The organism is Streptomyces sp. NBC_01477 (genome assembly GCF_036227245.1).
Lineage (GTDB): Bacteria > Actinomycetota > Actinomycetes > Streptomycetales > Streptomycetaceae > Actinacidiphila.
In genome coordinates, this window is sequence record NZ_CP109445.1 from 1,119,917 (window position 1) to 1,145,454 (window position 25,538).

The window sequence follows — 25,538 nt, forward strand, 5'->3', positions numbered from 1 at the left end:
GGATACGGAAGGAAGTCAGCGGGCGGGCACGGTCTCGACCGTGCCGTGGTGCCGGGAGCGCTCGGCGGCGAAGGCCGCCAGGTGGCTGCCCAGCGAATCGGCGGGGCCGGAGCGGATGTGGGAGCGGTCGCCGGTGGCGAGCGCGGTGACGAAGGACGCGACGAGTACGGTGTCGCCGCCGCCGTGGCCGTCCGCGGCGTTGGATCCGCTCGCGTCCACCTGGAGCACCCGGGTGGTGTCGTCGCGGAAGTCGTGCACGGTGACCCGCTCGCCGTCGCCGCGCAGCCAGCCGTGGCTGCCGAAGATCCTGGTCTGGCGGTGGGTCTGCTCGGTGAAGGCGGACATGGTGAACACCGCGGTGGCGCCGCCGGACAGCCGCATGGCGACGACCTGGTTGTCCACCACGTCGTTGTCGGCGCGGTAGACGCAGCGTCCGTAGCGGCCGGTGCGCAGCGCCTCGGTGAGGACGGCTTCGTCCTGGGGTCCCCTGGCGTGGGCGGTGACGTGGTCGATCGGCCAGGCGCCGCCGGTGCGGCGCAGGGCGGGGTAGTAGAGCTTGGGTGCGGAGTAGGGGCAGCCGGGTTCCGCCGCGCAGGTGAGGCAGGTGTCCGCGGCGCCGGGCGGGGCGTTCTCCGGCCGGAAGTGGGTCAGCGAGCCGAAGCTCGCCACGGTCTCGATCCGGCGGCCGGTGACGTAGGCGATCCAGTCCAGGTCGTGGCTGGACTTGGCGAGGACCATCGGCGAGGACAGGTCCTCGCGGCGCCACGGCCCCCGGACGTAGCTGTGGGCGTAGTGCCACCAGCCGACCGGTTCGAGGTGGTCGAGCCCGGTGATCTGCCCGAGCACACCGCTGTCGACCACCTGCTTCACCAGGTCGGTGTACGGGGTGTAGCGCATCACGTGGCACACCGCGAAGGGCACCCCGGCCGCCTCGACGCCCTCGACGACGGCGCGGCACTCCGCCTCGGTGGGGGCGAGCGGCTTCTCGGTCATGATGGCGTAGCCCGCGCGGGCCAGCGCGAGCACCGGTTCGACGTGGTCGCGGTCCTGGGTGGCCACGATCACCCCGTCGGCCAGCGGTTCGCCGCCCGCCACGGTCGCCGCGAGCAGTTCGCGCCAGTCGGCGTACTCGGCCGAGGCGCGCGCGAGCGCCCGGGCCTCGGGCCTGGGGTCGGCGACGACGGTCAGCCGGGCCTGTTCGGGGTGGGCGTGGATCCAGTCGGCGTACGTGAGTCCGCGGTTGCCGGCGCCCACGAGGGCGATCCGGACCGGACGTCCCGGGATCGGGGTGTCGGCGGGGCTGGTCGGGCTGTGTGCCATGGGGTCTCTCACGGTTGGCGCGAAGGGTCGCTGGAGGGGGCGGGCGCGGGGCCGCGGCCGGGCGGGCGGTGCCGCAAGGGGCGGCGGGTCCGGTGCTGGAAGGCGGGCCGGGCCCCGCGCGGGCGCACCGGGGGTCAGAGGATGAGGTTGCCCGCGGTGTGCTGGATCCGGGCGCCCTCGGCCGGCATCCGTGTCCTGGTGACGCCGTCCTCGGTGCAGCCGGTGTGCAGCAGGTGTCCGGCGCCGGCGAAGGCGGCGGGGGCGAGGTCGAGGCGCCCTCCGGTGAAGACCGACCCGCCCGCGCGGTAGCGGTTGACGCCGCCGGTGATCAGTACGTGCGCCGTCCCCGGGTCGGCGGTGCGCGAGTCGAGCCCGTCGAGCTGCCAGCTCACGGTGCGGTCCCCGGCGCTGCCCGACAGGAAGGCGGCGGCGCTGTTGGTTCCGCTGAAGACGGCGCCGCCGTCGATCCACAGCCGCTGGTCCTTCGCGGACTTCAGCAGCAGGCCGGTGTCGGTGTAGCTGCCGCCGTGCACCGTGGTCTCGGTGTGCGCGACGGTGCCGGGGCCGGCCGACGCGGAGGCGCCGGTGAAGGCGCAGTGGTCCAGGACCAGCCGGCCGGCGCCGTTGAACTGCGCGCCGTCCAGGCCGTTCAACGTGACCCGCAGCAGGTGCACGTCGGCGGTCACGGTGGCGGCGGTGACCTCGGAGGCTTTGCCCTGGACGAAGGCCGAGTCGGCGATGACGGTGGGCCGCTTGGAGCGCCGGGAGGACTGGGAGACCACCAGCGGGCCCGAGGCGACGCAGCCGCGCAGCTGGGCGCCGTCGGCGTTGACCCAGATCATGCCGGAGCCGGCCTGGGAGTTGCCGATGACGAGCATGTCCTCCAGCGTCAGGTCGGTGACGTTGGTCCGTGCCACGAACCACGAGCAGGCGTGCTTGCGGACGGTGATCCGCTTGGCCGCGCCGCCCCAGGCCGTACCGGAGTTGGCGAAGGTCATCAGCCCGGAGTTGCCGGTGTAGGTGAGGTCGTGCTCGAACTGGCCGTGGGTGACGAAGGGCCCCTGGTCGTCGCCGTCGCCGTGGCAGTTGGTGACGTAGCCGTAGGCGGAGGCGGTCCAGTCGTTGAGGTGCCGGGAGTTGGCGACGTGGCAGTCCTCGACGTGCCCGTACAGGCAGTAGATCTGCTGGGTGAGGTAGCCGGCGCCGCCCCAGGTGACCGAGGCCGGGTTCTTCAGCCGGCACTCGGAGGTGCGGAAGTAGGTGCACCAGCGGCGCATGACCACCGGCCAGAAGGTGCCGGTGGCGTCGATCCCCGAGACGTCGCAGGAGACCGCGTACTCGTAGGCGACAGGGTGGGAGCCGGTGAGGGTGTCGCCGTCCGGGACGTCCGCGACGCCCTCGAAGACCATGTCGCGCACATGGGCGCGCTCGACCGGTTCGACGTGCTTCCAGGTGAAGGTCCGCCCGGCGGCCAGGTCCCAGCCGATCTTGTAGTTGACCCGGATGCGGCCTTCGTCGACGATCTCGGTGACCTGGACGAGTTTCTGCACCTCCTTCTCGTACAGGCCGGTGCCCGCGGCGGCGTCGATCTCCACGCTCCACCACTGGCCGACGGCGAAGGTTTTGCTGTCGGGCACCTCGAAGACGTCGGCGAGGTCGGGCATCGGCGCCGACAGCGTGGACCTGACGGTGGTGGTGCCGACCGTGCCGCGGAAGTACAGGACCGCGCCGAAGGGGTTGTCGTCGGTGTTCTTCTCGATGCCGCGGGTGGTGACCCGGTTGCCGCCGAAGTCCAGCTCGATGCGGGAGCGCGAGAAGGTGTGGCGCTTGGTGAAGTTCAGGTCGGTGCGGGCCTCGACCCGGTGGACGGACGGGTCCTGGACCATCGCGTCCAGGGCCGCGTCGGCCGGGGTGGAGCCGTCGAACAGGCCGAACTGGCGGAAGTCCAGGACGCCGTCGTGCACCAGCCGCCAGCGGCCCCTGCCGGGACGGGAGTTCGGCCGCAGCACGGTGCCGCCGTTGGGTGCGGCGGTGGAGCCGGCGTCCCACCGGGCCACCAGGCCGCCGCCGTCACCGGGCGTGTGGTAGCCGGCGACCAGCGCGACGGCGCCGTCGGCGAGCGTCCTGGGGTCGAGGCCGAGCAGGTCGGCGACGGCGCCGACGGACAGCGGCGCGCCGGTACGGCCGGCGGCGTGCGCCGAGCCGGACCCGGCGGCCACCGCCGCGGTGGTCGTCGCGAGAAGGACCCCGCCGGTCCGCAGGAGCCTGCGGCGGGAGGTGTCGGGGGAGCTGTGGTCGGTCGTGGAACCCGGCACGGAGCCAGGGGGAACGTTCACAGGGTGCCTCAGCCTTCGATGGGGCCTGGGGGTGAGGACGAAACCTGTGACGCTCGCCGGTGGTGCGGATGGCGGTGCCGGACGGGTGCGTAAAAGCGCAGACCAGGGGCATGGTGCTTGCGCGGCACCGTCCGACGGGGCGAGACGTTATGCCCCTCGCGGTGAATCGGTCAAGGCCCTTCGGCGACCGCGGGCAGTCCCGCGGGCAACGGCCCGGTGGCGCCGTACCCCAGGCTCAGGCTGATCCGGTTGGCGAACTCCTTCACCTGCAAACCGAGTTCGCGGAACCGCCAGCCGGGCAGATCCAGCTTCAGACCGGTGATGCTGACTGCTCCGACACATCTGTCGCGGTGGTCGCGGACCACGCTGCCGATGCAGAAGATCCCGTCGGCGTCCTCCTCGTCGTCCAGCGCGTAGCCGGTGGCGCGGATGTCCGCCAGGTGCGCGAAGAGGGTCGCCTCGTCGGTGATGGTGCGCGAGGTGCGGCGGGGCAGCCCGGTCGCCGCGATCAGGTCCCTGGCCTGCCGCTCGGGCAGCGCCGCCAGCAGCGCCTTGCCGATTCCTGTGCAGTGCGGCAGTTCCCGCCCGCCCATGCGCAGGTCGAGCCGGAGCGCGCCGTCGCTGTCGACCTGGTCGACGATCACCGCCTGGCCGTCCTGGGGCACCGCGACGCGCGAGGTGAGGCCGGTGGCGGCGGTGAGGTCGCGCAGGACCGGGCGCGCCACGTCGCGCAGCGAGACCTGGGCCTGCGCCCGGTCGCCGAGCCGGGCGAGCGCCATGCCGAGCCGGTAGCGGCGGTTCATGCCCTCGCCCTCGTCGGCGACCAGGCCGTAGTGGCGCAGGGTCTGGAGCAGGCCGAACGCGGCGCTCTTCGAGACGCCGCTGCGCTGCGCCACCTCCGTGACGCTCAGCCCGGCGCCCGGCCGGCCGGCGGCGAGCACCTCCAGCAGCTCCGCGGCCCTGGCCACCGTCTTCACCAGGTATTTCGGCTCCGGGCCGGGCTCGTCACCGGACCGTGGAACACCACTGTTCTGCATAGCGGAACAGTCTATCACCGGAGCCCCTTGACCTGGGCCGATTACGGATCTACGATCAGCCCACTGTTCTGACATTCAGAACAGTGTTCTCAATCTTAGATTCTTCGCTCCGACGAACGAATCCTGCGACGACTTGCCGGGCGGATGGCGCCCCGCGGTCCCCGGCCGGGGCAAGGCCGGGACCGTCACCCACAGCATCGACGCGAGGAGCACCACATGACGCTCGCCGAGCGTGCCCGCCGGGTCATACCGGGCGGTGTCAACAGCGGCCAGCGCAGCATTCCCGGCCTGACCGACCTGGTGATCGCCCGCACCGCGGGGTCCCGGTTCTGGGACAGCGACGGCCGGGAGTTCACCGACTACCACGCCGCGTTCGGGCCGCCCCTGCTCGGCCACAACGACCCGGACGTCGCCGCCGCGACCGCCGAGGCGGCGGGAAGGCTCGGCCTGACCGGGGTGGCCGTCACCGAGGGCGAGGTCCTGCTCGCCGAACAGCTCACCGAGCTGATCCCCTCGGTGGACAAGGTGCTGCTCACCAGCACCGGCAGCGAGGCCACCTTCCACGCGCTGCGGGTCGCCAGGGCGGCCACCGGGCGGCGCCTGGTGGTGAAGTTCCAGGGCTGCTACCACGGCTGGCACGACTCGGTGAGCCTCAACGTCATCTCGGCTCCCGACCGGATCGGCCGCCAGGACCCGACCTCCGCCGGCATCCTCCCCGAGGTGCTGGACGCCACCTTGGTGCTGCGCTTCAACGACCACGCGGCCGTACGGCAGGTGTTCGCCGAGCACGGCGCCGACATCGCGGCGGTCATCGTCGAGCCCGTCCCGCACAACGTCGGCACCCTGCTGCCCACCGGCGAGTTCCTGCGCGCGCTGCGCGAGGAGTGCACCGCGGCCGGCAGCGTGCTGGTCTTCGACGAGGTGATCACCGGCTTCCGGCACGCCCTCGGCGGCTACCAGGCGATCAGCGGGATCACCCCCGACCTGACCACGCTGGGCAAGGCCATCGCCAACGGCGCCCCGATCGGCGCGCTGGGCGGCCGGGCGGACCTGATGGACCTGTTCAGCACCCGCCCCGGCGGCCCCGCCTTCTTCGCCGGCACCTACAACGGCCACCCGCTGCCGGTCGCCGCCGCCCTGGCCACCGTGCGCAAGCTGCGCGAGGAGCCGGTGCACGAGCACGTCTTCCGGCTGGGGGAGCGGGTACGCACCGGACTCGCCGCCCTCTACCGGCGGTTGGACGTGCCCGCGGTGGTCACCGGCTACGGCTCGGTCTTCGTCACCTACTTCATGCCGGGACCCGAGCCGCGCTCCTACGACGACCTGCTCGCCAACGACACCGCCCTCTTCGTCGGCTACCGCCGCCACCTCGCCGGCCTCGGCGTCTTCGAGCTGCCGCTCAACCTCAAGCGCAGCCATCTGTCCTACGCCCACAACGACGCCGACGTGGACCGGCTGCTGGAGGCCACCGAGGTCGCGGTCACGCGCACCCTCGCCGAGGGCGGCCCCCGCGACCTCGCCCACACCTCCACCATGGGCGGCGCCGGCACGACGACGGGAACGCACTGATGCTCACCGTGAACACCAGCCGTCCGGCCGGCCCCGCCGGACGGATCAGCAAGGTCGAGACCCTCGCCCTGGGCACCGCCTGGCGGGACTTCGGCTACGTCCGCGTCCACACCGACCAGGGCCTGACCGGCGTCGGCGAGATCACCCACCCCTACCGGGTGGCCGAGACGTGCGCGCTGACCGAGGCGATGGGCCGCCGCCACCTGCTGGGCGCCGACCCGTTCGACGTCGAGGAGATATGGCTGCGGATGTACCAGGGCGACTTCCTGCGCGGCGGCGACGTCGGCGGCATCGTGGTCTCCGGCGTGGACCAGGCGCTGCACGACCTGATGGGCAAGGCGCTCGGCGTCCCCGCCTACCGCCTCACCGGCGGCGCCACCCGCGACCGGGTCCGGGTCTACGCCAACGGCTGGTACACCGGCGAGCGCGAACCCGAGGTCTTCGCGGCGAAGGCGAAGGAGACCGTCGCCAAGGGCTACACCGCGCTGAAGTTCGACCCGTTCGGCGCCGGCCTGCACGAGCTGGAGCGGCCGGAACTGCGCCGCTCGCTGGCGCTGGTGGCCGCGGTGCGCGAGGCGGTCGGCCCGGAGGTGGACCTCTTCATCGAGGGGCACGCCCGCTTCGCGATGGCCACCGCGCGGCGGCTGGTGCACGAACTGGCGCCGTACGACATCGGCTGGTTCGAAGAGCCGCTGCCGTGGACGCACATCGAGCGCTACGCGGAACTGCGGCAGATCGCGCCCTTCCCGATCTCCGGCGGCGAGCACTTCCACAACCGCTACGAGTACAAGCAGCTCTTCGCCACCGACGCGGTGGACATCGTGCAGCCCGACCTGTCGATGGCCGGCGGCTTCACCGAGCTGCGGAAGATCGCCGCGCAGGCCGACGCGCACGGCATGGTGGTCGCCCCGCACAACTCCAACTCGCCGCTGTGCACCACCGCCTCGGTGCACGCCGCGCTCGGCCTGACCAACTTCAAGATCCTGGAGACCTTCGACGGGCTGCTCGAGCCCTTCGTCTTCGAGGCGCTCCGCGGCACGCTCCCGGCGGCCGACGGACACATCGGGCTGCCGACCGCGCCGGGGCTGGGCGTCGAACTGGACGACGCGGTCTTCGAGGAGCACCCGCCGAGCCACCGCTTCTGGAACATGTTCGCCGACGGCTGGGAGAAGAGGAACCGCACATGATCGTGGACGTCCACTCCCACCTCTTCCGGCACAGCCACGACTTCGACGACGCCTTCCGCGCCGAGTCCGCCCGCGCGCACGCCGGCGAGGTCGACCTGACCGTCCGGTACGCCGACTACGCCGCGAGCGCGCCCGAGGGCACCCGTACCGTGGTGGTGGGCGGCAAGGCCCGGCGCAGCGGGCTGTGGGTGGACGACTCGGCCGTCGCCGCTTACGTCGCCGAGCACCCCGACCGGCTGATCGGCTACCTCTCGCTCGACCCGACCCAGCCGGGCTGGCAGGACGAACTGCGCTTCGGCCACCAGGAGCTGGGCCTGCGCGGGATCAAACTGATGCCGATGTACGCCGGGTTCAACCCCGCGGACGAGGCGTACGAACCGCTCTACGCCTACGCCGAGAGCAACGGCCTTCCGCTGCTGGTGCACACCGGCACCACCTTCGTCTCGCAGGCCCCGCTGGAATACGCGATGCCGCGGCACCTGGACCCGGTCGCCATGCGCCACCCGGAACTGCGGATCGTGCTGGCCCACCTCAGCCACCCCTTCGAGGGCGAGTGCATCGCGGTGATCCGCAAGCACCGCCATGTCTACGCCGACATCAGCGCCCTGCACTACCGGCCCTTCCAGCTCTGGCACAGCCTGCGCCTGGTGCAGGACTACGGGGTGTGGGACAAGCTGCTGTTCGGCAGCGACTACCCCTTCACCACGGTGGACGACTCCGTGGCGGGGCTGCGCCGGATCGCCCGTATCCCCGGCATCCCCGGCCTCGACCCGCTCGACCAGGACGCGGTGGAGGCACTGATCCACCGCCCGTCCCTGGACCTGCTCGGGCTGGAGGGGCCGTGAACCGCTTCGGCCTGACCGGCCGCACCGCCCTGGTCACCGGCGCCGCCCGGGGCCTGGGCCGGGCCTTCGCCACCGCGCTCGCCGAGGCCGGCGCCGACCTGGTCCTGACCGACCTGCCCGGCGCCGAGGGCCTCACCGAGACCGCGGAACTGGTACGGGGCCTGGGCCGCCGCGCGCTCGTGGCCGAGCAGGACCTGTCCAGGACGCGGGAGCTGCCGGACTTCGCGGACCGGCTGCGCGAGCGGGCGGGCCCGCTGCACATCCTGGTCAACAACGCCGGCACCGCGGCACTGGAGCGGTTCAACGAGATCACCCCGGACAGCTGGTACCGCGTGATGCGGGTGAACCTCGACGCGGTGTTCTTCCTCACCCAGCGCGTCGCCGAGCACATGATCGCCGACGGCCTGCCCGGCCGGATCGTCAACGTCACGTCCAAGAACGCGCTGGTCGCCGAAGCGGGACTGGCCCACTACAACGCCTCCAAGGCCGCCGTGGACCTGCTCACCCAGACCCTCGCCGTCGAACTCGCCCCGCACGGCGTCACGGTCAACAGCCTGGCCCCCGGCATGGTCGAGACGCCCATCGACAGCGAGTTCCCCTTCGACCGGGACGCCTTCGAGGCTGCCTACCGGGACCGCATCCCGCTCGGCCGCTACGCCCGGCCCGAGGAGTGCACCGGCGCGCTGCTGCTGCTCGCCGGCGACGAGGGCGCCTATCTGACCGGCACCCGGATCGTGGTGGACGGCGGCGTCCTGGCCGACCAGATGCCGCGCACCGCCTTCATGCCCCCGTACGTCTCCTCGCTCCGCCCTCGACCGAAGGACGGCACGACACCATGACCACCACCCGGAGAAACCTGCTGCGCACCGGCAGCCTGGGCGCGGCGGTGGCCGCGGCCGGCACGCTCGCCGTACCGGCCCACGCCTCGCCCGCGGGCGCCCCCGGCGCGGGACCGCACGACACCACGGCCTTCGCCACGGTCGCCGACCTGCTCGCCGCCAGGTCGGCCCACCTGCGCGAGGGCACGGTCGCGGTGGTCGCCGGCTACCGCTCCCCCGGCGACGGCGGCGGCATGACGGTGCGGTGGGACGCCGCCGGCACCCAGCCGCCCAACGGCGGCACCGTGCTGCGGCCCGCCGACCGCCCGGCCCGCGGCCGGTGGCGCCGGCTGCACGACGGCGTCCTGGACTTCCGGGGCTTCGGCCTGTTCGACGCCGGCGCTCCGGCCGACGACGCGCTGGACGCGATGGTCGGCGATCCGTCGGTCCACCGGGTGGAGGCCCACACCGACCTGCTCTTCCGGCGCCGCCACACCTACCACCGCTCGCTGATCGACCTCGACTTCGGCGGGCACACCGTGCACACCGGCGGCATCGAACGCAACACCCACGACAACCCGTTCGGCGCCGTGCTGTTCTTCCAGGGCGCCACCACCGGCGACGTCGTGACCTACCCGCTGCCCGCGAAGGTCATCGAACTCACCGACGCCTTCCCGGTCCCCGACTCGGCCGCCTTCGAGGTCGGCCAGTGGTGGGCCGTACGGAGCGACGAGGTGGCCGGCGGCGGCAGCGACGAGCGCGAGCTGCAGAAGCTGGTCGAGGTCACCGAGATCATCGACGGCACCCACATCCGGGTCGGCTACCTCAACGGCTGGGAGCTGGCCGCCGGCCGCACCCTGACCTGGCGCCGGGTCGAGCCGGTGGTCGGCGCCCGGGTGAGCAACCTGGTCTTCCTGGGCGCGGGCCAGGACACCGGCGCGGTCGACGACGAGTACACCGGATCCCACCCGGTCGCGTACGAGTACGCCGTGGACTGCGACGTCTCCGGCATCCAGGCCACCGGCACCTTCTGGCCGGTGATCATGCGGCGCTGGTGCACCCGCTACCGCACCGTCCAGTGCGGCCTGAAGAATCCGCCGACCGTCATGTACGGCGGCGCCGGCTACCTCACCCAGCAGATCTACTGCCTCTACGGCCATGTCGCCGACTGCACCACCAGCAACGTCCGCCATCTCAACGACCTGACCGCGTCCGCCTACTGCCAGGTCGTCAACTGCCACGGCGACGGTGACGACGAGGGCGGCAACCCCTTCACCACCCACGGGCAGTACGAGCACGATCTGCTCTTCGACGGCAATTCCGGGCTGATGGACATCGCCAACTCCGGTGCCCAGTGGGGCATCTCCGCCAAGCGCATCACCGTGCGCAACCACGTCTGCTCCTGGTTCACCGCCAACACCAAGATCACCGACCTGACGCTGGAGAACGTACGGGTCATCGCCCGGCCGACCTTCGACCCGGCCGGCACCCTGGTGGTCAACGCCGACGGCGCCCAACTGCGCGGCTGCACCGCCTCATCCTTCGCCGTCGCCCAGCGCTCCGCCCGCTCCACCCGGCCCACCACGATCACCGACTGCACCTTCGACCTGCCGAAGGGGAGCGTGCTGGTGCAGACCCCGGTCACCGCACCGGTGCACTTCGTGCGCAGCACGCTGACCGGCCTGGACGGCGCAGTCCTGCGCGGTTCGGGCCCCGTCCGCTTCACCGGCTGCCGGCTCGTGGGCGACCCCGCCGCGGCGCCCGTCTCGGTCGGCGCGGCCGAGATCAGCATCGACGGCGGCAGCCTCACCGACACCGGCCTCGCCCTGAGCGCGGTGCGCGACCAGCGGATCAGCGTCGGCGGCGGAGCGGTGCTCTCCGGCACCAACGCGGCGAAGGCGCTGCTGTCGCGCGACACCGGCCGGGACACCACCGTGACCTGGGACCTGTCCGGCCTGCGCAGCACCGCCGCCGACTCCGGCACCGCGCACGTCAGGATCGACGACGGCGCCAACCGCTACACCGCTGTGGGTGCCGGATTCTCCGGCGGCCGGCTCGCCCTGGCCGCGGCAGCCTTCGGCGGCACGTCCTTGCTGCTGCACACCAGCTGCACCGAGGAGGGCGTCACCCGGGTCGGCCTCCCGCCGCAGGGACAGCGGGTCGACGCCGCCACCGGCAACCTCACCGTCTGAACCGGGTCGCGCGAAGAACCCGCCGCACCACCGGCAGCCGCACCGTCCGACCGCGCCGGGACCGCCGGGCCGGGCCGAGAGCCCGCCGCCCCGGCGGTCCCGGTCGCGGTCCCGGTCGCGGTCCCGGTCGCGGGCAGAAGCCGGCCCGCGACCGGGACCGCTCCCCTACCGAAAGGCTCCCGTCATGCGCTACCGCACCGCGACCCGGGCGGACGAGGCGGCACTTCCGGCCCTGTGGGCGACGGTCTTCCCCGGCGCCACGGCGATGGCCGCGCTGTGGAAGCAGGACCCCGGGCGGCACCGCCGCACCTTCGTCGCCGAGGACGGCGGGCGCGCGGTGTCCGTGGTGCACTACCTGCCGCGCACGATCCGCTCCGCCGCCGGGCGGCCGGAAGTGGTCGGCTGCCTCGGCAGCGTCGCCACCCACCCGGACGCGCGCGGCCGGGGCCATGTCCGGCGGCTGCTGGAGGCGGCCGTCGCCACCATGACGGCGGACGGCTGCGCCTGGTCGCTGCTCTTCACCGGCACGCCCCGGGTGTACGAGAGCTCCGGCTGGCGGTCGTTCGCCGCCCCGGGCTGGTCAGGCCCGCTCGCCCTGCCGCCCAGGGCCGGTCCCGCCGCCGCCCCGCTCACCGTCCGCACGGCCCTGGCCGCCGACCTCCCCGTCCTGCGGGCGCTGCGCGACGGCTTCGACGCGGCACGCCCGCTGACCACGGTCCGCAGCCTGCGGGACTGGCAGCGGCGCGTACCCGTCTGGTACGCGCCTCCGGCGGAAACCCTGCTCGCCGAAGCGGGCGGGAGCGGCGCCCGTCCGCTGGGGTCCGCCGTCCTGCGGCACCCGTCCCCTGACGAGGCCGAGATCGTGGAGATCGCCCTCGCCGACGGCGGCGGTCCCGACGTCGCCCGCGCCCTGCTCGCCGCCGCGGCGGCCCGTGCCCGCGACCGCGGGGCCACCGCGGCGGCGGTCCGCCTGCCGCCGGTCCCCGCCGTGGTCGAGGCGCTGCCCTGCCTGCTGGCCGAAGCCACTCCCGCCGTCACCCGTTTCGGCATGTCCCGCCCGGTCCTGGCCGCACCCGCCGAGGTCACCGCGACCGTCACGGCTCCCGGCGCCGTCCACTGGTACGGCGACTCCTTCTGACCGGCCGGTACGTGAGGGGGTGTCAGCGTCAGGAGTCCCTCTTGCGGTACACCACCACCAGCACCACGATGACGATCACCGCGAGGATCACCAGGATCACGCCCAGGGGGTCGCTCCCGCCGCCTCCGCCGCTGCGGGTGTGGTGACGGCTGATACTGCTCAGTGCGAGAACCCCGTTTGTCATGGCCCAGATCCTATGAGCGCCGTTCAGTTGATGGGTCACAGCATCATCACAGCCGGCCCACGGACAGGAACGCGCCCGGCGGGGGCGGTTGTTGACGCCGCGACCGTTCGGTGCCGCAGGATCGGCCCATGACCGACACACGCCGGCCGCGGCCGGCGTACGACGCGGAGCGGAGGGGAGGGGAGCAGAGGGGAGGGGCCGCGGCAGCGTCGCCGGCCGCGCCGGGAGGCGACAGCTCTGATCTAGTGTTCTGGGCTATGAACGCAGCAGAGGAGCTGACAGAGCCCGATCGCATGATCGCGTACGCGCTCCAGGCCAATGGGCGCGCGACCTGGGGTGCGATCGCCCGGGCGCTCGGGTTGTCGGAGCGGACCGTGCAGCGGCGGGGCCAGCGGCTGCTGGACGCCGGGCTGGTGCAGGTCTCGACGTATCTGGACACGACGATCGTCGGCGAGGCGCATCCCCTGGTGCTGCGGCTGTCGACCCGCACCGGGGCCGCGCTCACGGTCGGCCGGGAACTCGCCCGCCGCCCGGACGCCTCGTCGGTCTCGGTGGTCGAGGGGTCGGGGGACGTGGTGTGCATGCTCCTGCCGCGTACCCGCGAGGACAGCGCGCGGCTGCTGCTGACCGAGCTGCCCTCGATAGACGGCGTGGACTCGGTGGAGGCCAGCACGGTGCTGCGCTACTTCCGGTCCGGTTACGACTGGAGTGTGGGCGACCTGCCCGCGCCCGTGGTGGAGACCCTGCGCGCGGACACGCCGACCCGCAGCGCGGCGGCGTCCGGGCCGGTGCAGCTCACCCGCGAGGACGAGTCCCTGGTCGCCGCGCTCGCCGAGGACGGCCGGGCCACCGTGATCTCGCTGGCCAAGGCGGCCGACATCTCGGCGCCCACCGCCCGACGGCGCCTGGAGGCGCTGTTCGGCGCGGGCGCGCTGCACGTGAGGACCGAGCTGTCCTCGGCCGTGCACGATCTGCGGGTGGAGGCGCTGATCTGGCTCAGCGTGCCGCCGGACCACGTGGAGACCGTCGGCGCCGCGCTGGGGTGCCGCCCCGAGGTGCGGTTCTGCGTGGCCTGCACGGGTTCCTCGCAGATCCTCGTGGACTGCCTGGTGTCCGACCCGGCCGCCCTCTACTCGTTCCTCACCGGGGCCATCGGCTCCCTCGGCTCGGTCACCGTCGCCCGGTCCTCCGTCGTGCTGGAAGCACTGCGCCGAGGACCCATGCAGATGGCGAACATGAGACACGAGTGACCGTCATCTGTCGGAACAAGAAAGAAACCATTGCCGAAATAGCGGAGTAGGCATAATCTCTCCTCATCCGGAACGGAGGAGAGATCCATGCAGCTTCACGACGCGGCTCGCGCCGCAGGGCTTGACTGGCCGGCCGGCCACCTGGTGGACGGCCGACGGGTCCAGCCGCACGGGGAGCGGGAGATCACCGTGGTCGGCCCGCGCGACGGCGGTGTCGTCGGGCGGCTGGCGGCGGCGGACGGGACGGATGTCGACCGGGCCGTCAGCACGGCCCGCCGGGCGTTCGAGGACGGCCGCTGGTCGCGGCTGCCGGCCGCCCGGCGCGGTGAGATCCTGATCCGCTTCGCGGACACGGTCGCCGCCCACGCCGAGGAACTGGCGCTGCGCGTCGCGATCGAGATGGGCAAGCCGGTACGCGAGGCGCTCGACGTCGAACTGTCCGCCGTCGCCGGCTGTCTGCGCTGGTACGGGCAGCTCGCCGACAAGCTCGCGGACGAGAACCCGGTCTCCCCCGGCGACGCGCTCGCCCTGGTCACCCGCGAGCCGGCCGGCGTGGTCGGGGCGGTCGTGCCCTGGAACTTCCCGCTCACGATGACGGCGTGGAAGCTCGGCCCCGCCCTGCTGGCGGGCAACAGCGTGGTCCTCAAGCCCGCCGAGCAGACGTCCTTCTCCGCGCTGCGCCTCGGCGACCTCGCCCTGGAGGCCGGACTTCCGCCGGGCGTGCTCAACGTCCTGCCCGGGCTCGGCGCCGAGGCCGGCGCCGCGCTCGGCCGGCACCCCGACGTGGACGTGCTGGCCTTCACCGGATCGGTCGCGGTCGGCCGCCGCTTCCTCGGATACGCGGCGGAGTCCAACGGCAAGCGGGTCTGGCCGGAGCTGGGCGGGAAGTCGGCCAGCGTGATCCTCCCGGACGCCGATGTCGCGCGGGCCGGGCGCACCACGGCCTGGGCATGCTTCTACAACCAGGGCCAGATGTGCAGCGCCGCCTCGCGCATGATCGTCCACCGGGACGTCGCGGAAGAGGCGATCGACGCGGCGCTGGAGGAGGCACGCCGGATGCGGCCGGCCGACCCGCTCGACCTCGCGGCGCCGTCGGGCGCGGTGGTGAGCGAAGCGCATCTGGAGCGGGTGCTCGGCCACGTCCGGGGCGCGCTGGCGGACGGCGCCACGCTCGCCGGGGGTGCGGCCGAGCGCTTCGTCCCGGACCCGGCGCTCGCCCAGGGCAGCTACCTCGCGCCCGTGGTGCTCACCGGGGTCACCGAGAAGATGTCCATCGCCCACGACGAGGTGTTCGGCCCGGTGCTCTCGGTGCTGGTCGTCGACAGCGCCGACGAGGCGGTCCGGCTGGCGAACGCCACCCCGTACGGCCTGGCCGCCGGGCTGTGGACCCGCGACCTGTCCACCGCCCACACGGTGGCGCGGCGGCTGAAGGCGGGCTCGGTCTGGGTGAACTGCTACGAGGAGGGCTCTATGGCCATGCCCTTCGGCGGTACGGGCGCGAGCGGCTTCGGCCGCGACAAGTCCGCGCACGCGATCGACAAGTACACCGACCTCAAGAGCACCTGGCTGCAACTGGAGCCCCGATGAACCGCCCCCTTGCGCCGGTGCTGATCGCCGTCACGAGCTGGCGCCGCCCGCTGGACACGTATCTGGGTCCCGGCACCGACCTGTACACGCTCGGCACCGAATACGCGCACGCCGTCAGCGCGGCGGGCGGCGTACCGGTACTGACTCCCACCCTCACCGCCGAGGAGACCGAGGTCGTCCTGGACACGGTGGCCGGGGTCCTGCTGTCCGGCGGCGGCGACGTCGATCCGGCGAGCTACGGCGCCGCGGGCCCGGCCGGCGACCACGACCCGGGGCGGGACGCGACGGAAGCCGCCCTGGTCCGCGGCGCGGCCCGCCGGAAGATGCCCGTCCTCGGCATCTGCCGCGGTTTGCAGATCGCCAACGCGGCCCTGGGCGGCACCCTCCTGGCCGACCTCCCGGTCACCGCGGCCCACCCGGCCGTGCACGGCGCCGAGGCCCTGCGCGACCTGCGGCACGAGGTCAGCACCGACGCGGCCTGGCTCCGCGACTGCCTGCCGGAGCCCGCACAGGTCAACTCCATCCACCACCAGGCCCTGGACCGGGTGGCCGACGCGCTGCGCCCGGTCGCCTGGGCCGCCGACGGCGTGATCGAGGCGGCGGAGAGCCGCACGCCCGACTGGTACTTCCGCGGTGTCCAGTGGCACCCGGAAAAGATGGCGGCGCCCGGCGAACGCCATCACGCCGACATCCTCTTCGAGGACTTCGTGACCGCGGCCCACCGGTACACCGCCCGGACCCGCTCCGCCGCCTGACGGCCACGGCCGCCGACGGACCCCCAGCCCGCTCATACCGTGCCTTTAGCCGCACACCATGAGTCTCCTCACAATCTGTTCCTGTCCGAAATAAGACGAACTATCGTCGTTCCCGTATGCCGTTCGCGCGTGCAGGGACGGCCATCACTCCCGGAGAAACCATTGAGCACCGAGCGCCGGATCTACCTTCAGTTCGACGACGGCACCCGCGCCGTCGCCACCCTCGCCGCGGACGACGCCCCCGCGACATGTGCCGCCATCTGGGACGCGCTGGCGGAGCCCGTGACCGAGAAGGTCATGCACGCGATGTACGCCGGGCCGGAGATCATGTTCGGCCTCCCCGAGCAGGCGCACACCTTCGACCCCCGGGCGCTGCCCGCGGAGAACCAGCAGGTGATCCCCGGCGCCGGCGACCTCATCTGGTTCTTCCAGGAACCCGGTCAGATGGCCGGGCTGACCTTCGAGCTGTGGGAGGTCGGGATCTTCTACGGGAAGGGCGGCCGTGTGTTCGGGCCGCTGGGCTGGACCCCGTGCACCATCTTCGCCTCGATCACGGAGGGCCTGGCCGAATTCGCCGCGGCCTGCGCGGAGACCCGGGTCAGCGGCGTGCGGTCGCTGACCATCGGCCGCGTCGAATAGCCCGTCCGCCGCCTCCCGGGACCCTCCCGGACATGGCCGGCGTCCCCTCGTCTTTCCCGTGTCGCACGGGGGAGCCACCCATCTGCGAGAAAGTACGGCGCCCCATCATGAAGATCAGAAAGAGCATTCTCGCCGGCACCGCCGCGGTGGTCGCCGCCGGTGTCCTGACCGCCTGTTCCGGCTCCTCCTCCGACTCCGGCAGCGCCGAGCCGAAGGACACCACCGCGGGCAGCAGCGCCGCCGCGGCCGGCGTGCGGCTTCCCGCCGACGCCGCCAAGGGCGACCTGGTCGTGCCCATGGTCATCGGGTACCCGCCCTACGCGATGCTGGAGTCGGGCAAGCCGGTCGGCGTGGACGTGGACCTGGCCGACGCGCTCAGCGGACCGTTCGGCAAGAAGGTCCAGCAGAAGAAGGACTCCTTCGAGAACGCGCTGCTGGGCGTGAACCGCGGGACGTACGTCGGCGTCTTCGGCGCGGACGTCACCGCCGAGCGCGAGAAGTCCTTCGACCAGGTCGCCTTCCTCGAGGACCACTACGAGTTCCTGTCGCTGAAGGACAGCCCGGCGCTCGGCACCACGATGGACGCCCTGTGCGGCAAGAAGATCTCCATGGTCGCCGCCTCCAGCTCCATCCCGGTCCTGAAGGACCAGTCCGCCGCCTGTGTCAAGGCCGGCAAGCCGTCCATCGACGTCAAGACCTTCGCCGACCAGGGCGCCGCCACCCTCGCGGTGCGCAGCAAACAGGTGGACGCCACGACCGCGACCGTCACCAACCTCGGTTACGTGGCCAAGCAGTCCGGGGACACCTTCAACCTCGGCGGCCCCCGCTACCTGTCGGTCTACATCGGCGTGGCCACCAAGAAGGGCAGCGGGATGGCCCAGGCCATGGCCGACGGCATCGACGCGCTGATCAAGGACGGGTCGTACCAGAAGATCCTGGAGCGCTACGGCGTCGAGAAGGCCGGCGTGACCAAGGCGCTCGTCAACCCCTCCCCGAACCCGACCAACTGAGGATCCGGCCATGGCCGACACCAGCAAATCACCCCAGGGGACCGCGCTCCCCGGGAACACCGTGCCGCCCGCGGCGGGGGGAGCCGGTGTGCTCCCCCCGCACCCCTTCGCCGGGATGCGCCGCTCCCCGCATCCCCATTACGCGCGCAAGGTCGCCGCGGTCGTGGTCGTGCTCGTGTGCGCGTTCTGGCTCCAGGGCCTGGCACGCAACGACAACCTGGCGTGGGGCACCGTCGGCGACTACTTCTTCGACCACTCGATCCTGGAGGGCCTGGAGCGGACGGTGATCATCACCGTGGTCTCCATCGTCATCGCCGTCGTCCTCGGCGCGGTCCTGGCCAACATGCGGCTCTCCCCCAATGCCGTGCTCCGCGGGGCGGCCGGCGCCTACGTGTGGTTCTTCCGCTCGATGCCGCTGCTGGTCCTGCTCATCCTGGTCTACAACTTCTCGCTGATATACCCGCAGCTGGGGGCGGGTGTCCCGTTCGGGCCGCAGTTCTTCGACGTCGACACCAAGAACCTGGTGCAGCCGGTCACCGCGGCCATCATCGCCTTCGGGCTCCAGCAGGGGGCCTACACCTCCGAGGTGCTGCGGGCGGCGATCCTGTCCGTACCGAACGGGCAGCGGGAAGCGGCGACGGCGCTGGGGATGTCGAACCTCCGCACCCTGCGGCGGATCGTCTTCCCGCAGGCCCTGCGGATGGCGGTGCCGCCGATCGCGAACGAGTCGATCAACCTGCTGAAATCCACCTCCCTGGTGGCCTTCATCTCGGTGCCGGACCTGCTCTACTCCGTCCAGCAGATCTACAACAGCAACTTCCAGGTCATCCCGCTGCTCATCGTCGCGAGCCTGTGGTACATGATCATCGTCTCCGTGATGTCGGCGGGGCAGACCCTGCTGGAGCGGACCCTGCGCAACACCCGCAGGTCCGGGGCCCAGCCCAAGGCAATCGAGGTGGACCAGCCATGACCTCAGCAGACACCGGCCCCATCCTGCGCGCGGTGGACATCACCAAGCGGTACGGCGACCAGACGGTCGTGGACCACGTGAGTCTCGACGTGGAACGCGGCGAGACCATCTGCCTGCTGGGTCCCTCAGGAGCGGGCAAGAGCTCGTTCCTGCGCTGCCTGAACATGCTGGAGAAGACGGACGAGGGCGCGGTCCTCCTCGACGGTGAACTCCTGGGCTACCGGCCGCACGGCGACGCCGTCCGCGAACTGCCCAACCGCCAGGAGGCAGCCCAGCGCCGGCACATCGGCATGGTCTTCCAGGGGTTCAACCTCTTCTCCCACATGACCATCCTCCAGAACATCACCGAGGCGCCGATCGGTGTCCTGGGCCGCGGCAAGGCCGAGGCCACCCGCCGGGCACGGGAGCTGCTGGCCATGGTCGGCCTCCAGGACAAGGCGGACTCCTACCCCGCCGAGCTGTCCGGCGGCCAGCAGCAGCGCGTCGCCATCGCGCGTGCCCTGGCCATGGACCCCAAGGTCCTGCTCTTCGACGAGCCGACCTCGGCGCTCGACCCCGAGCTGGTCGCCGGGGTGCTGGACGTGATCCGGTCGCTGGCCAGCACCGGGATGACCATGCTGATCGTCACGCACGAGGTCGGCTTCGCGCGTGAGGTGTGCGACCGGTTCGTGTTCATGGAGAACGGCCGGGTGGTCGAGACCGGCCCCTCCGAGCGGCTCACCCCGACCGGCGCCGCCCACGAGCGCACCCGGGCCTTCCTGTCGAAGGTCCTGTGAGGGCCCTCACAGGGTGGCGAAGGCGGCCTCGATCGCCTCAGTGGTGGCGTCCAGGTCGTCCTTCGTGACGGCGGCGGCGACGAACCAGCAGGCCATGCCGTAGGCGTTGGTGTGCACTCCGCGTTTGAGGAGTTCGTGGCGGAAGGCGTGGTAGCGGGCCTGGTCCGCGCCGAGCAGGTCGCGGTAGTGGCGGGTCGGCGCGCCGTCGGCGCTGAACACGGTCTGGAACATGGCGCCGACGCCCTGGACCGCGCACGGGACGCGCCGGTCGTGGGCGGCGCGCCGGATCGCCTCCATGAGGTGGCGTCCGCTCTCCTCGATGTGCTTGGTCACCTCCGGCCGGTTCAGCTGCTGGAGGGTGACCAGGGCGGAGGTGGCGCACAGGGGCGAGGCGTTGTAGGTACCGCCGTGCTTGACCTGCCCGCGGGCCAGCGGCTCCATGACGTGCCGCTGTCCCGCGAAGGCGGCGACGGGCAGGCCGCCGCCCAGCGCCTTGGAGAAGACGGCGAGGTCCGGCAGCACGTCGAACATCGTCTGGGCGCCGCCGGGTCCGGTACGGAATCCGGTGCAGACCTCGTCGAAGATCAGCACGATGCCGCGGGCCGTGCACTCCTCGCGCAGCACGTTCAGATAGCCCGGTACGGGCATGGTGCAGGCGTTGTTGGCGACGATCGGCTCGCAGATGACCGCGGCGAGTTCGCCGCGGTGGGCGTCGAGGACGGCGCGGAGCGCGTCGGGGTCGTTCCACGGGCAGACGACGACGTCGTCGACCACTCCGGCCGGTATCCCGGGGGAATGGGGTACGGAGTGCGGCTCGGTGTACGGGCCGGCCTCCTGGATCTCGGGGCGGTTGGAGATGGCCAGGGTGTCGGACCACCCGTGGTAGTGCCCTTCGAATTTGAGGATCCCCGAGCGGCCGGTACAGCCGCGGGCGGCGCGTACGGCGCCCTGCACCGCTTCGCTTCCCGAGTTGGCGAACCGCACGAGTTCCGCGCAGGGCACCATCTCGCAGATGAGTTCGGCGAGTTCGACCTCGGGGGTGTTGCAGGTGCCGAACATCGTGCCGCTGCGCAGGACGGCGCCGAGCGGTTCGACCAGCTGCGCGGGAGCGTGGCCGAGCACCGCGCTGCCGTAGGAGATGAGGTAGTCGACGTAGTCGTTGCCGTCGACGTCGCGGATGCGCGTACCGGACCCGCTGACCATGTAGAGCGGATAGGGGTGCGGGCCGGTCGAGGTCAGCCGGGAGGAGGAGCTGATCCCGCCGGCCAGCGATCCCTGGGCCCGTTCGAACCAGGCACGGCTGCTGTCCGTCCCGCCCAAGGCTGGTATACGGCCATTCACATGCGGCTCCTGTTTGGGTGAGGGGTGCTCGGGAACGATCGGAGAGCCCCGCGTACGGGCAGGTGCGGGCGGCTTCTCCATGGAGAGGACACACGGGACGTGGCTGAGGGAACGGCTCTGATCACCGGAGCGGGCAGCGGCATCGGGCGGGCCTGCGCGCTCGGGCTGCTGGCGGACGGCTGGACGGTGGCACTCGTCGGCAGGCGCGCGGAACCGCTGGCGGCGACGGCCGCGCTGGCTCCGGCCGCCCAGCGCGACCGCGCCGTCCCCCTCCCCGCCGACATCACCGACGCCGCCGCCGTCGACGCCCTGTTCGAGCGGGTGGTGCGCCGTTTCGGGCGGCTGGACCTGCTGTTCAACAACGCCGCCGACACCATGCCGTACACCCCGACGGAGGACGTGGGCATCGAGGACTGGCACCGCGTGATGGATTCCATCGCCACCGGGACCTTTCTGTGCTCCCGCGCCGCGTTCCGGGTGATGAAGCGGCAAACACCGCGCGGCGGCCGGATCATCAACAACGGAGCGCCCTCCGCACAGGCGCCCCGGCCGGACTCCGTCGCCTTCACCGCGGCCAAGCACGCCGTCGCCGGGATCACGCGCTCGCTGTCCCTGGACGGCCGCCGCCACGACATCTCCTGCGGCCAGATCGACATCGGCAATGTCACCCCGCCCGACCGTCCGCAGCCCGCGGTCCTGCAGGCCGACGGGTCACGGCGGGTCGAACCGACCATGGACATCGGGCACGTGGTCGACATGGTGCGCACCATGGCCGGTCTGCCTCGCGGGGTGAACATCCAGTCCGTCCTGGTCATGCCGAGCGCCATGCCGTACGTGGGCCGGGGATAGGCCGGCCACACAGGCCTCGAACCACGTGCCCGGCACCAGCTGCCCGGTCCTGGCCCAGGCGAGCATGCGGTGCAGGCCGTCCAGATGGATCAGCCCCTCCCTGACCGTCAGCGATGCGTAGTCCGGCCCGGGGACTGGGCGGGTGCTCAGGTACACGGGGAGGCGCCCTGCGGTGCTGTGCCAGTCGAGTTTGGACGCGCAGAGCGGATTGGAGCGGGCGTACGGGGTGCCCAGCTTCGCGAGCCGGTCCGCCGCCGCCGCCACACTCATCCCGGTCCTGGGGATGAGCTCCACTTCCCCGTACTCGCCCATGTGCCAGGGCAGCACCACCTCGCGGACTTCCGGACCCTCCAGCAGCACCCGGTGCCATCGCCCCGGCAGCAGCAGTTCGGCGTTCCTGATGTGCCCCTCGGCCTCGTCGTTGGAATTGGCCTCGTCCGACGGGTCGAGCGGGTGGTCGCGGGTGAAGCCGCGCAGCACCTCGTCGAAGGGGACCGCCCCGAGAAGCCTCATACGCTCCGCCTCTCCGGCGCTTCGTACGCGGTGAAGTGCCGCTCCGCGAAGAGCTCGGGCCGGCCCGCGTCCAGCCCCCGCGCCCGCGCCACCGCCAGCACCTGCCGCCAGTAGGGCTTGACCGGAGGCCACCGGGTGCCCGTGCGGCAGTACGATCCGTCGGTCATGTACCGCGCTCCGCCGCCCGGGTCGGCGGCGGACGCGGCCCGGCGCGCGTGGAAGAGCGCCGAGTGGAGGACGACGGTGGAACCGGGCGGTAAGTCGTCGATGACCACTTCACCGGGAAGCACCCCGGTTCCCAGATGGCTGCGGGCGTCCTTCTCGGCGACTTCCCGGTGGGAGCCCGGCAGTACCACCAGGCCGCCCAGTTCACGCCGGAGCCCGCACAGGTAGTGCAGCACGTGCACCATCGCGAAGCGGCGGTCGCGCTGCGGCCGTTGCTCGTAGTCGTGGTGCCAGCTCTTGCCGCCCGCCCCGGCCGGCCGGCGGTCGCTGTGCAGATGGTGGAAGACGAACGACTCGCCCAGCAGATCGGGGTGGCTGAGCAGATCCATCAGCGGACGGTACACGGCGAGTTCGCCGTGCGCCTCCAGGTCCAGCTCGACCGTCTGCGGCGGTTGGCCGCCGGGACGCAGGCAGGCGTCGATCGACCGTTGACGCGCGCCTGTCTCCACCCACTCGTCCACCTCCGGCAGGAGGCGTTCGACCAGGCCGGCCGGCAGGAAGCCGGGCAGGACGAGAAAGCCGTCCTCGGTGAAGTTCCTCGTCTGAACACCGAAGGCACTGATGTCTCCCACGCGTTGACCCCTGGTTCACTCAGCCGTCACCGCACGGACGCTGCGGCGCTTGGCCGTTCCTTTCCGCCGACGGTGCGCGGTATGCCCAGAGCGCAGCGAATGTCCGAAAACGCACGGACGCGGAGAGGGTGCACCGGGATGTCCGGCCCGCACCGCCGGGGTTCTCGGCGGTGCGGGCCGGGCGGGCGGTCAGCGGGGCGTGCGCGGGCGGCGGGCCGCGTCCAGGGCGCGGCGGACCCGGCCGCGGGCCTGGCGGCGCGGGCTGATGAGGATCAGGGTGGCGCGGGGCGCGACGGCCAGGGTGCCGCCCGCCTTGACCTCGGTCTCGTCGGCGGTCTCGGCGCCTGCGGCGGTGTCCACGGCGACCTGCCACGCCTCCCCGTAGGCCCGGTCGGGGAGGGTGAACTCGACCGGCTCGTGGTGGCTGTTGAGCAGGACGAGGAAGGAGTCGTCCACGATCCGGCCGCCGCGCGGGTCGGGTTCGCTGATGGCCTCGCCGTTGAGGAAGAGGGCGACCGCGTGGGCGTCGTCGCGGTGCCAGTCGACCTCCGCCATGGTGCGGCCGCCCGGTGTGAACCACACCGCGTCCCCGAGGCCGGGTCCCGGGGTGTCGCCGCGCAGGAAGCGGCGGCGCCGGAAGACCGGGTGGTCGCGGCGCAGGGTGATCAGCCGCCGGGTGAAGTCGAGCAGTTCGCTCTGCCCGGCGTCGAAGTCCCAGTGGGTCCAGGACAGTTCGTTGTCCTGGCAGTAGGCGTTGTTGTTGCCGTGCTGCGTACGGCCGAATTCGTCGCCGTGGCTGATCATGGGGACGCCCTGCGATATCAGCAGGGTGGTGAGCAGATTGCGCTGCTGGCGGGCCCGCAGGTCCAGCACGTCCTGGTCGTCGGTCTCGCCCTCGGCGCCGCAGTTCCAGGACCGGTTGTGGCTCTCCCCGTCGCGGTTGTCCTCGCCGTTGGCCTCGTTGTGCTTGTCGTTGTACGACACCAGGTCGCGCAGGGTGAAACCGTCGTGGCAGGTCACGAAGTTGACGCCGGCCCGGGGCCGGCGGCTGTCGTCCTGGTAGAGGTCCGAGGAACCGGTCAGCCGGGAGGCCAGGTCGGGCAGCGTGGAATTCTCGCCGCGCCAGAAGTCGCGCACGGTGTCCCGGTAGCGGCCGTTCCACTCGCTCCACAGCGGCGGGAAGTTGCCCACCTGGTAGCCGCCCTCGCCGACGTCCCACGGCTCGGCGATCAGCTTGACCCGGCTGACCACCGGGTCCTGCTGGACCAGGTCGAAGAACGCCGACAGCCGGTCCACCTCGTGGAACTGCCGGGCCAGCGTGGCCGCCAGGTCGAAGCGGAAGCCGTCCACGTGCATCTCGGTGACCCAGTAGCGCAGGCTGTCCATGATCAGCTGCAGCGCGTGCGGGCTGCGCATCAGCAGCGAGTTGCCGGTGCCCGTGGTGTCGAAGTAGTGCGCCGGGTCGTCGTCCACCAGCCGGTAGTAGGAGGCGTTGTCGATGCCGCGCATCGACAGGGTCGGACCGAGGTGGTTGCCCTCCGCGGTGTGGTTGTAGACCACGTCGAGGATCACTTCGACGCCGGCCGCGTGCAGGGCCTTGACCATCGACTTGAACTCGGTGACCTGCCCGCCCCGGCCGCCGGCCGAGGAGTAGCCGTTGTGCGGGGCGAAGAAGCCGATGGTGTTGTAGCCCCAGTAGTTGCGCAGCCCGCGGTCCAGCAGGTGGCCGTCCTGGACGAACTGGTGCACCGGCATCAGCTCGACCGTGGTCACGCCGAGGCCGGTCAGGTGGTCGAGCACCGCCGGGTGCGCCAGGCCCGCGTAGCTGCCGCGCAGGTGCCGCGGCAACAGCGGGTGCAGCTGGGTCAGGCCTTTGACGTGCGCCTCGTAGATCACCGACTCGTGGTAGGAGTGGCCCGGCGGCCGGTCGTCGCCCCAGTCGAAGGCCGGGTCGGTCACCACGGACAGCATCGTGTGGCGCAGGCTGTCCGCGGTGTTCTGGCCCTCCGGGTCGCCGAAGGGGTAGCCGAACAGCGACTCGTGGCCGTCGGCCTGGCCGTCGATGGCCTTCGCGTACGGGTCGAGCAGCAGCTTGGCCGGGTTGCAGCGGTGCCCGTGCCACGGCTCGTAGGGGCCGTGCACCCGGTAGCCGTACCGCTGCCCGGGGCCGACCCCGGGCAGGTAGGCGTGCCAGATGAAGCCGTCGACCTCCGTCAGCTGCACACGCCGCTCGCGCCGGCCGTGGTCGATCAGGCACAGCTCGACCTTGTCCGCTGCCTCCGAGAACAGCGCGAAATTCGTTCCCGAGCCGTCATACGTCGCCCCCAGCGGATACGCGCGACCGGTCCACTTCTGCATTCCTGCCCCCCTTCACCGGCCACCCACCGCGGCCCCAGCGCCGTCTACCCCGTGCCCGGCCGGCTAG

The 25,538-nt window shown here is 72.2% G+C and carries 21 protein-coding genes and 1 pseudogene; 14 read left to right on the top strand and 8 right to left on the bottom strand.

Translation table 11 applies throughout. From position 1 onward, the window contains the following. Positions 1-15: 15 nt before the first annotated feature. The 3 genes from OHA86_RS04365 to OHA86_RS04375 form a co-directional block, all read right to left on the bottom strand. The gene (locus OHA86_RS04365; protein WP_329172647.1) at positions 16-1,320 is read right to left on the bottom strand and encodes a Gfo/Idh/MocA family protein; all 1,305 of its coding nucleotides are present in this window, start codon (positions 1,318-1,320) and stop codon (positions 16-18) included. Between the two features lie 134 nt (positions 1,321-1,454). After that, complete coding sequence (locus OHA86_RS04370) at positions 1,455-3,269, bottom strand: peptidase C14 (RefSeq protein WP_329182217.1); 1,815 nt, start codon at positions 3,267-3,269, stop codon at positions 1,455-1,457. A gap of 557 nt (positions 3,270-3,826) precedes the next feature. Further along, on the bottom strand, positions 3,827-4,693 hold the full coding sequence (locus OHA86_RS04375; RefSeq protein WP_329172648.1) for an IclR family transcriptional regulator: 867 nt from the start codon (positions 4,691-4,693) through the stop codon (positions 3,827-3,829). A gap of 216 nt (positions 4,694-4,909) precedes the next feature. Between OHA86_RS04375 and OHA86_RS04380 the strand changes: the two genes are divergently transcribed. From OHA86_RS04380 to OHA86_RS04405, 6 genes are all read left to right on the top strand, one after another. Beyond that, positions 4,910-6,262: an aspartate aminotransferase family protein gene (locus OHA86_RS04380; protein WP_329172650.1), complete on the top strand. Its 1,353-nt coding sequence runs from the start codon at positions 4,910-4,912 to the stop codon at positions 6,260-6,262. Continuing rightward, on the top strand, positions 6,262-7,449 hold the full coding sequence (locus OHA86_RS04385; protein ID WP_329172651.1) for a mandelate racemase/muconate lactonizing enzyme family protein: 1,188 nt from the start codon (positions 6,262-6,264) through the stop codon (positions 7,447-7,449). The genes OHA86_RS04380 and OHA86_RS04385 overlap by 1 nt, the downstream gene beginning before the upstream one ends. Continuing rightward, complete coding sequence (locus OHA86_RS04390; RefSeq protein WP_329172652.1) at positions 7,446-8,294, top strand: amidohydrolase family protein; 849 nt, start codon at positions 7,446-7,448, stop codon at positions 8,292-8,294. The genes OHA86_RS04385 and OHA86_RS04390 overlap by 4 nt, the downstream gene beginning before the upstream one ends. After that, positions 8,291-9,133, top strand: coding sequence for an SDR family NAD(P)-dependent oxidoreductase (locus OHA86_RS04395; protein WP_329172653.1), 843 nt, complete (start codon positions 8,291-8,293; stop codon positions 9,131-9,133). Before OHA86_RS04390 ends, OHA86_RS04395 begins: the two co-directional genes overlap by 4 nt. Next, positions 9,130-11,304 carry a peptidase C14 gene (locus OHA86_RS04400; RefSeq protein ID WP_329172654.1) on the top strand — a complete coding sequence of 725 codons (2,175 nt, stop codon included), beginning with the start codon at positions 9,130-9,132 and terminating at the stop codon, positions 11,302-11,304. Before OHA86_RS04395 ends, OHA86_RS04400 begins: the two co-directional genes overlap by 4 nt. A gap of 184 nt (positions 11,305-11,488) precedes the next feature. Then, entirely contained in the window at positions 11,489-12,442 is a 954-nt protein-coding gene (locus OHA86_RS04405; protein ID WP_329172656.1) for a GNAT family N-acetyltransferase, read from the top strand. A 28-nt stretch (positions 12,443-12,470) separates the two neighbouring features. Here OHA86_RS04405 and OHA86_RS04410 read toward each other — a convergent pair whose 3' ends face one another. Next, a complete protein-coding gene (locus tag OHA86_RS04410; RefSeq protein WP_329172657.1) occupies positions 12,471-12,626 on the bottom strand; it encodes a hypothetical protein in 156 nt (51 codons plus the stop codon). Positions 12,627-12,883: 257 nt separating this feature from the next. On the opposite strand from OHA86_RS04410, the gene OHA86_RS04415 reads away from it, so the two are divergent. From OHA86_RS04415 to OHA86_RS04445, 7 genes are all read left to right on the top strand, one after another. Then, a complete protein-coding gene (locus OHA86_RS04415) occupies positions 12,884-13,876 on the top strand; it encodes an Lrp/AsnC family transcriptional regulator (protein ID WP_329172658.1) in 993 nt (330 codons plus the stop codon). 87 nt (positions 13,877-13,963) lie between these two features. Beyond that, positions 13,964-15,463 carry an aldehyde dehydrogenase family protein gene (locus OHA86_RS04420; protein WP_329172660.1) on the top strand — a complete coding sequence of 500 codons (1,500 nt, stop codon included), beginning with the start codon at positions 13,964-13,966 and terminating at the stop codon, positions 15,461-15,463. Further along, positions 15,460-16,218, top strand: a complete 759-nt coding sequence (locus OHA86_RS04425; RefSeq protein WP_329172662.1) for a gamma-glutamyl-gamma-aminobutyrate hydrolase family protein — start codon at positions 15,460-15,462, stop codon at positions 16,216-16,218. Before OHA86_RS04420 ends, OHA86_RS04425 begins: the two co-directional genes overlap by 4 nt. 162 nt (positions 16,219-16,380) lie before the next feature. Continuing rightward, positions 16,381-16,857: a DUF3830 family protein gene (locus OHA86_RS04430; RefSeq protein WP_329172663.1), complete on the top strand. Its 477-nt coding sequence runs from the start codon at positions 16,381-16,383 to the stop codon at positions 16,855-16,857. Between the two features lie 107 nt (positions 16,858-16,964). Next, a complete protein-coding gene (locus tag OHA86_RS04435; RefSeq protein ID WP_329172665.1) occupies positions 16,965-17,867 on the top strand; it encodes a transporter substrate-binding domain-containing protein in 903 nt (300 codons plus the stop codon). 10 nt (positions 17,868-17,877) lie between these two features. Then, entirely contained in the window at positions 17,878-18,837 is a 960-nt protein-coding gene (locus tag OHA86_RS04440) for an amino acid ABC transporter permease (protein ID WP_329172667.1), read from the top strand. After that, positions 18,834-19,613, top strand: a complete 780-nt coding sequence (locus tag OHA86_RS04445) for an amino acid ABC transporter ATP-binding protein (RefSeq protein WP_329172668.1) — start codon at positions 18,834-18,836, stop codon at positions 19,611-19,613. Before OHA86_RS04440 ends, OHA86_RS04445 begins: the two co-directional genes overlap by 4 nt. Before the next feature lie 6 nt (positions 19,614-19,619). Here the strand turns inward: OHA86_RS04445 and OHA86_RS04450 are convergent, their stop codons facing one another. Further along, positions 19,620-20,933, bottom strand: a complete 1,314-nt coding sequence (locus OHA86_RS04450; RefSeq protein WP_329172670.1) for an aspartate aminotransferase family protein — start codon at positions 20,931-20,933, stop codon at positions 19,620-19,622. A gap of 120 nt (positions 20,934-21,053) precedes the next feature. Between OHA86_RS04450 and OHA86_RS04455 the strand changes: the two genes are divergently transcribed. Continuing rightward, a complete protein-coding gene (locus tag OHA86_RS04455; RefSeq protein ID WP_329172671.1) occupies positions 21,054-21,803 on the top strand; it encodes an SDR family oxidoreductase in 750 nt (249 codons plus the stop codon). A 36-nt stretch (positions 21,804-21,839) separates the two neighbouring features. On the opposite strand, the pseudogene OHA86_RS04460 reads toward OHA86_RS04455, so the two are convergent. The 3 genes and pseudogenes from OHA86_RS04460 to glgX form a co-directional block, all read right to left on the bottom strand. Then, a pseudogene (locus tag OHA86_RS04460) lies at positions 21,840-22,316 on the bottom strand (DUF6309 family protein); the annotation flags it as partial. Continuing rightward, a complete protein-coding gene (locus OHA86_RS04465; RefSeq protein ID WP_329172673.1) occupies positions 22,313-23,113 on the bottom strand; it encodes a phytanoyl-CoA dioxygenase family protein in 801 nt (266 codons plus the stop codon). The pseudogene OHA86_RS04460 and the gene OHA86_RS04465, both read right to left, overlap by 4 nt. 189 nt (positions 23,114-23,302) lie before the next feature. Then, complete coding sequence (gene glgX / locus OHA86_RS04470; protein WP_329172674.1) at positions 23,303-25,471, bottom strand: glycogen debranching protein GlgX; 2,169 nt, start codon at positions 25,469-25,471, stop codon at positions 23,303-23,305. Positions 25,472-25,538: the final 67 nt, after the last annotated feature.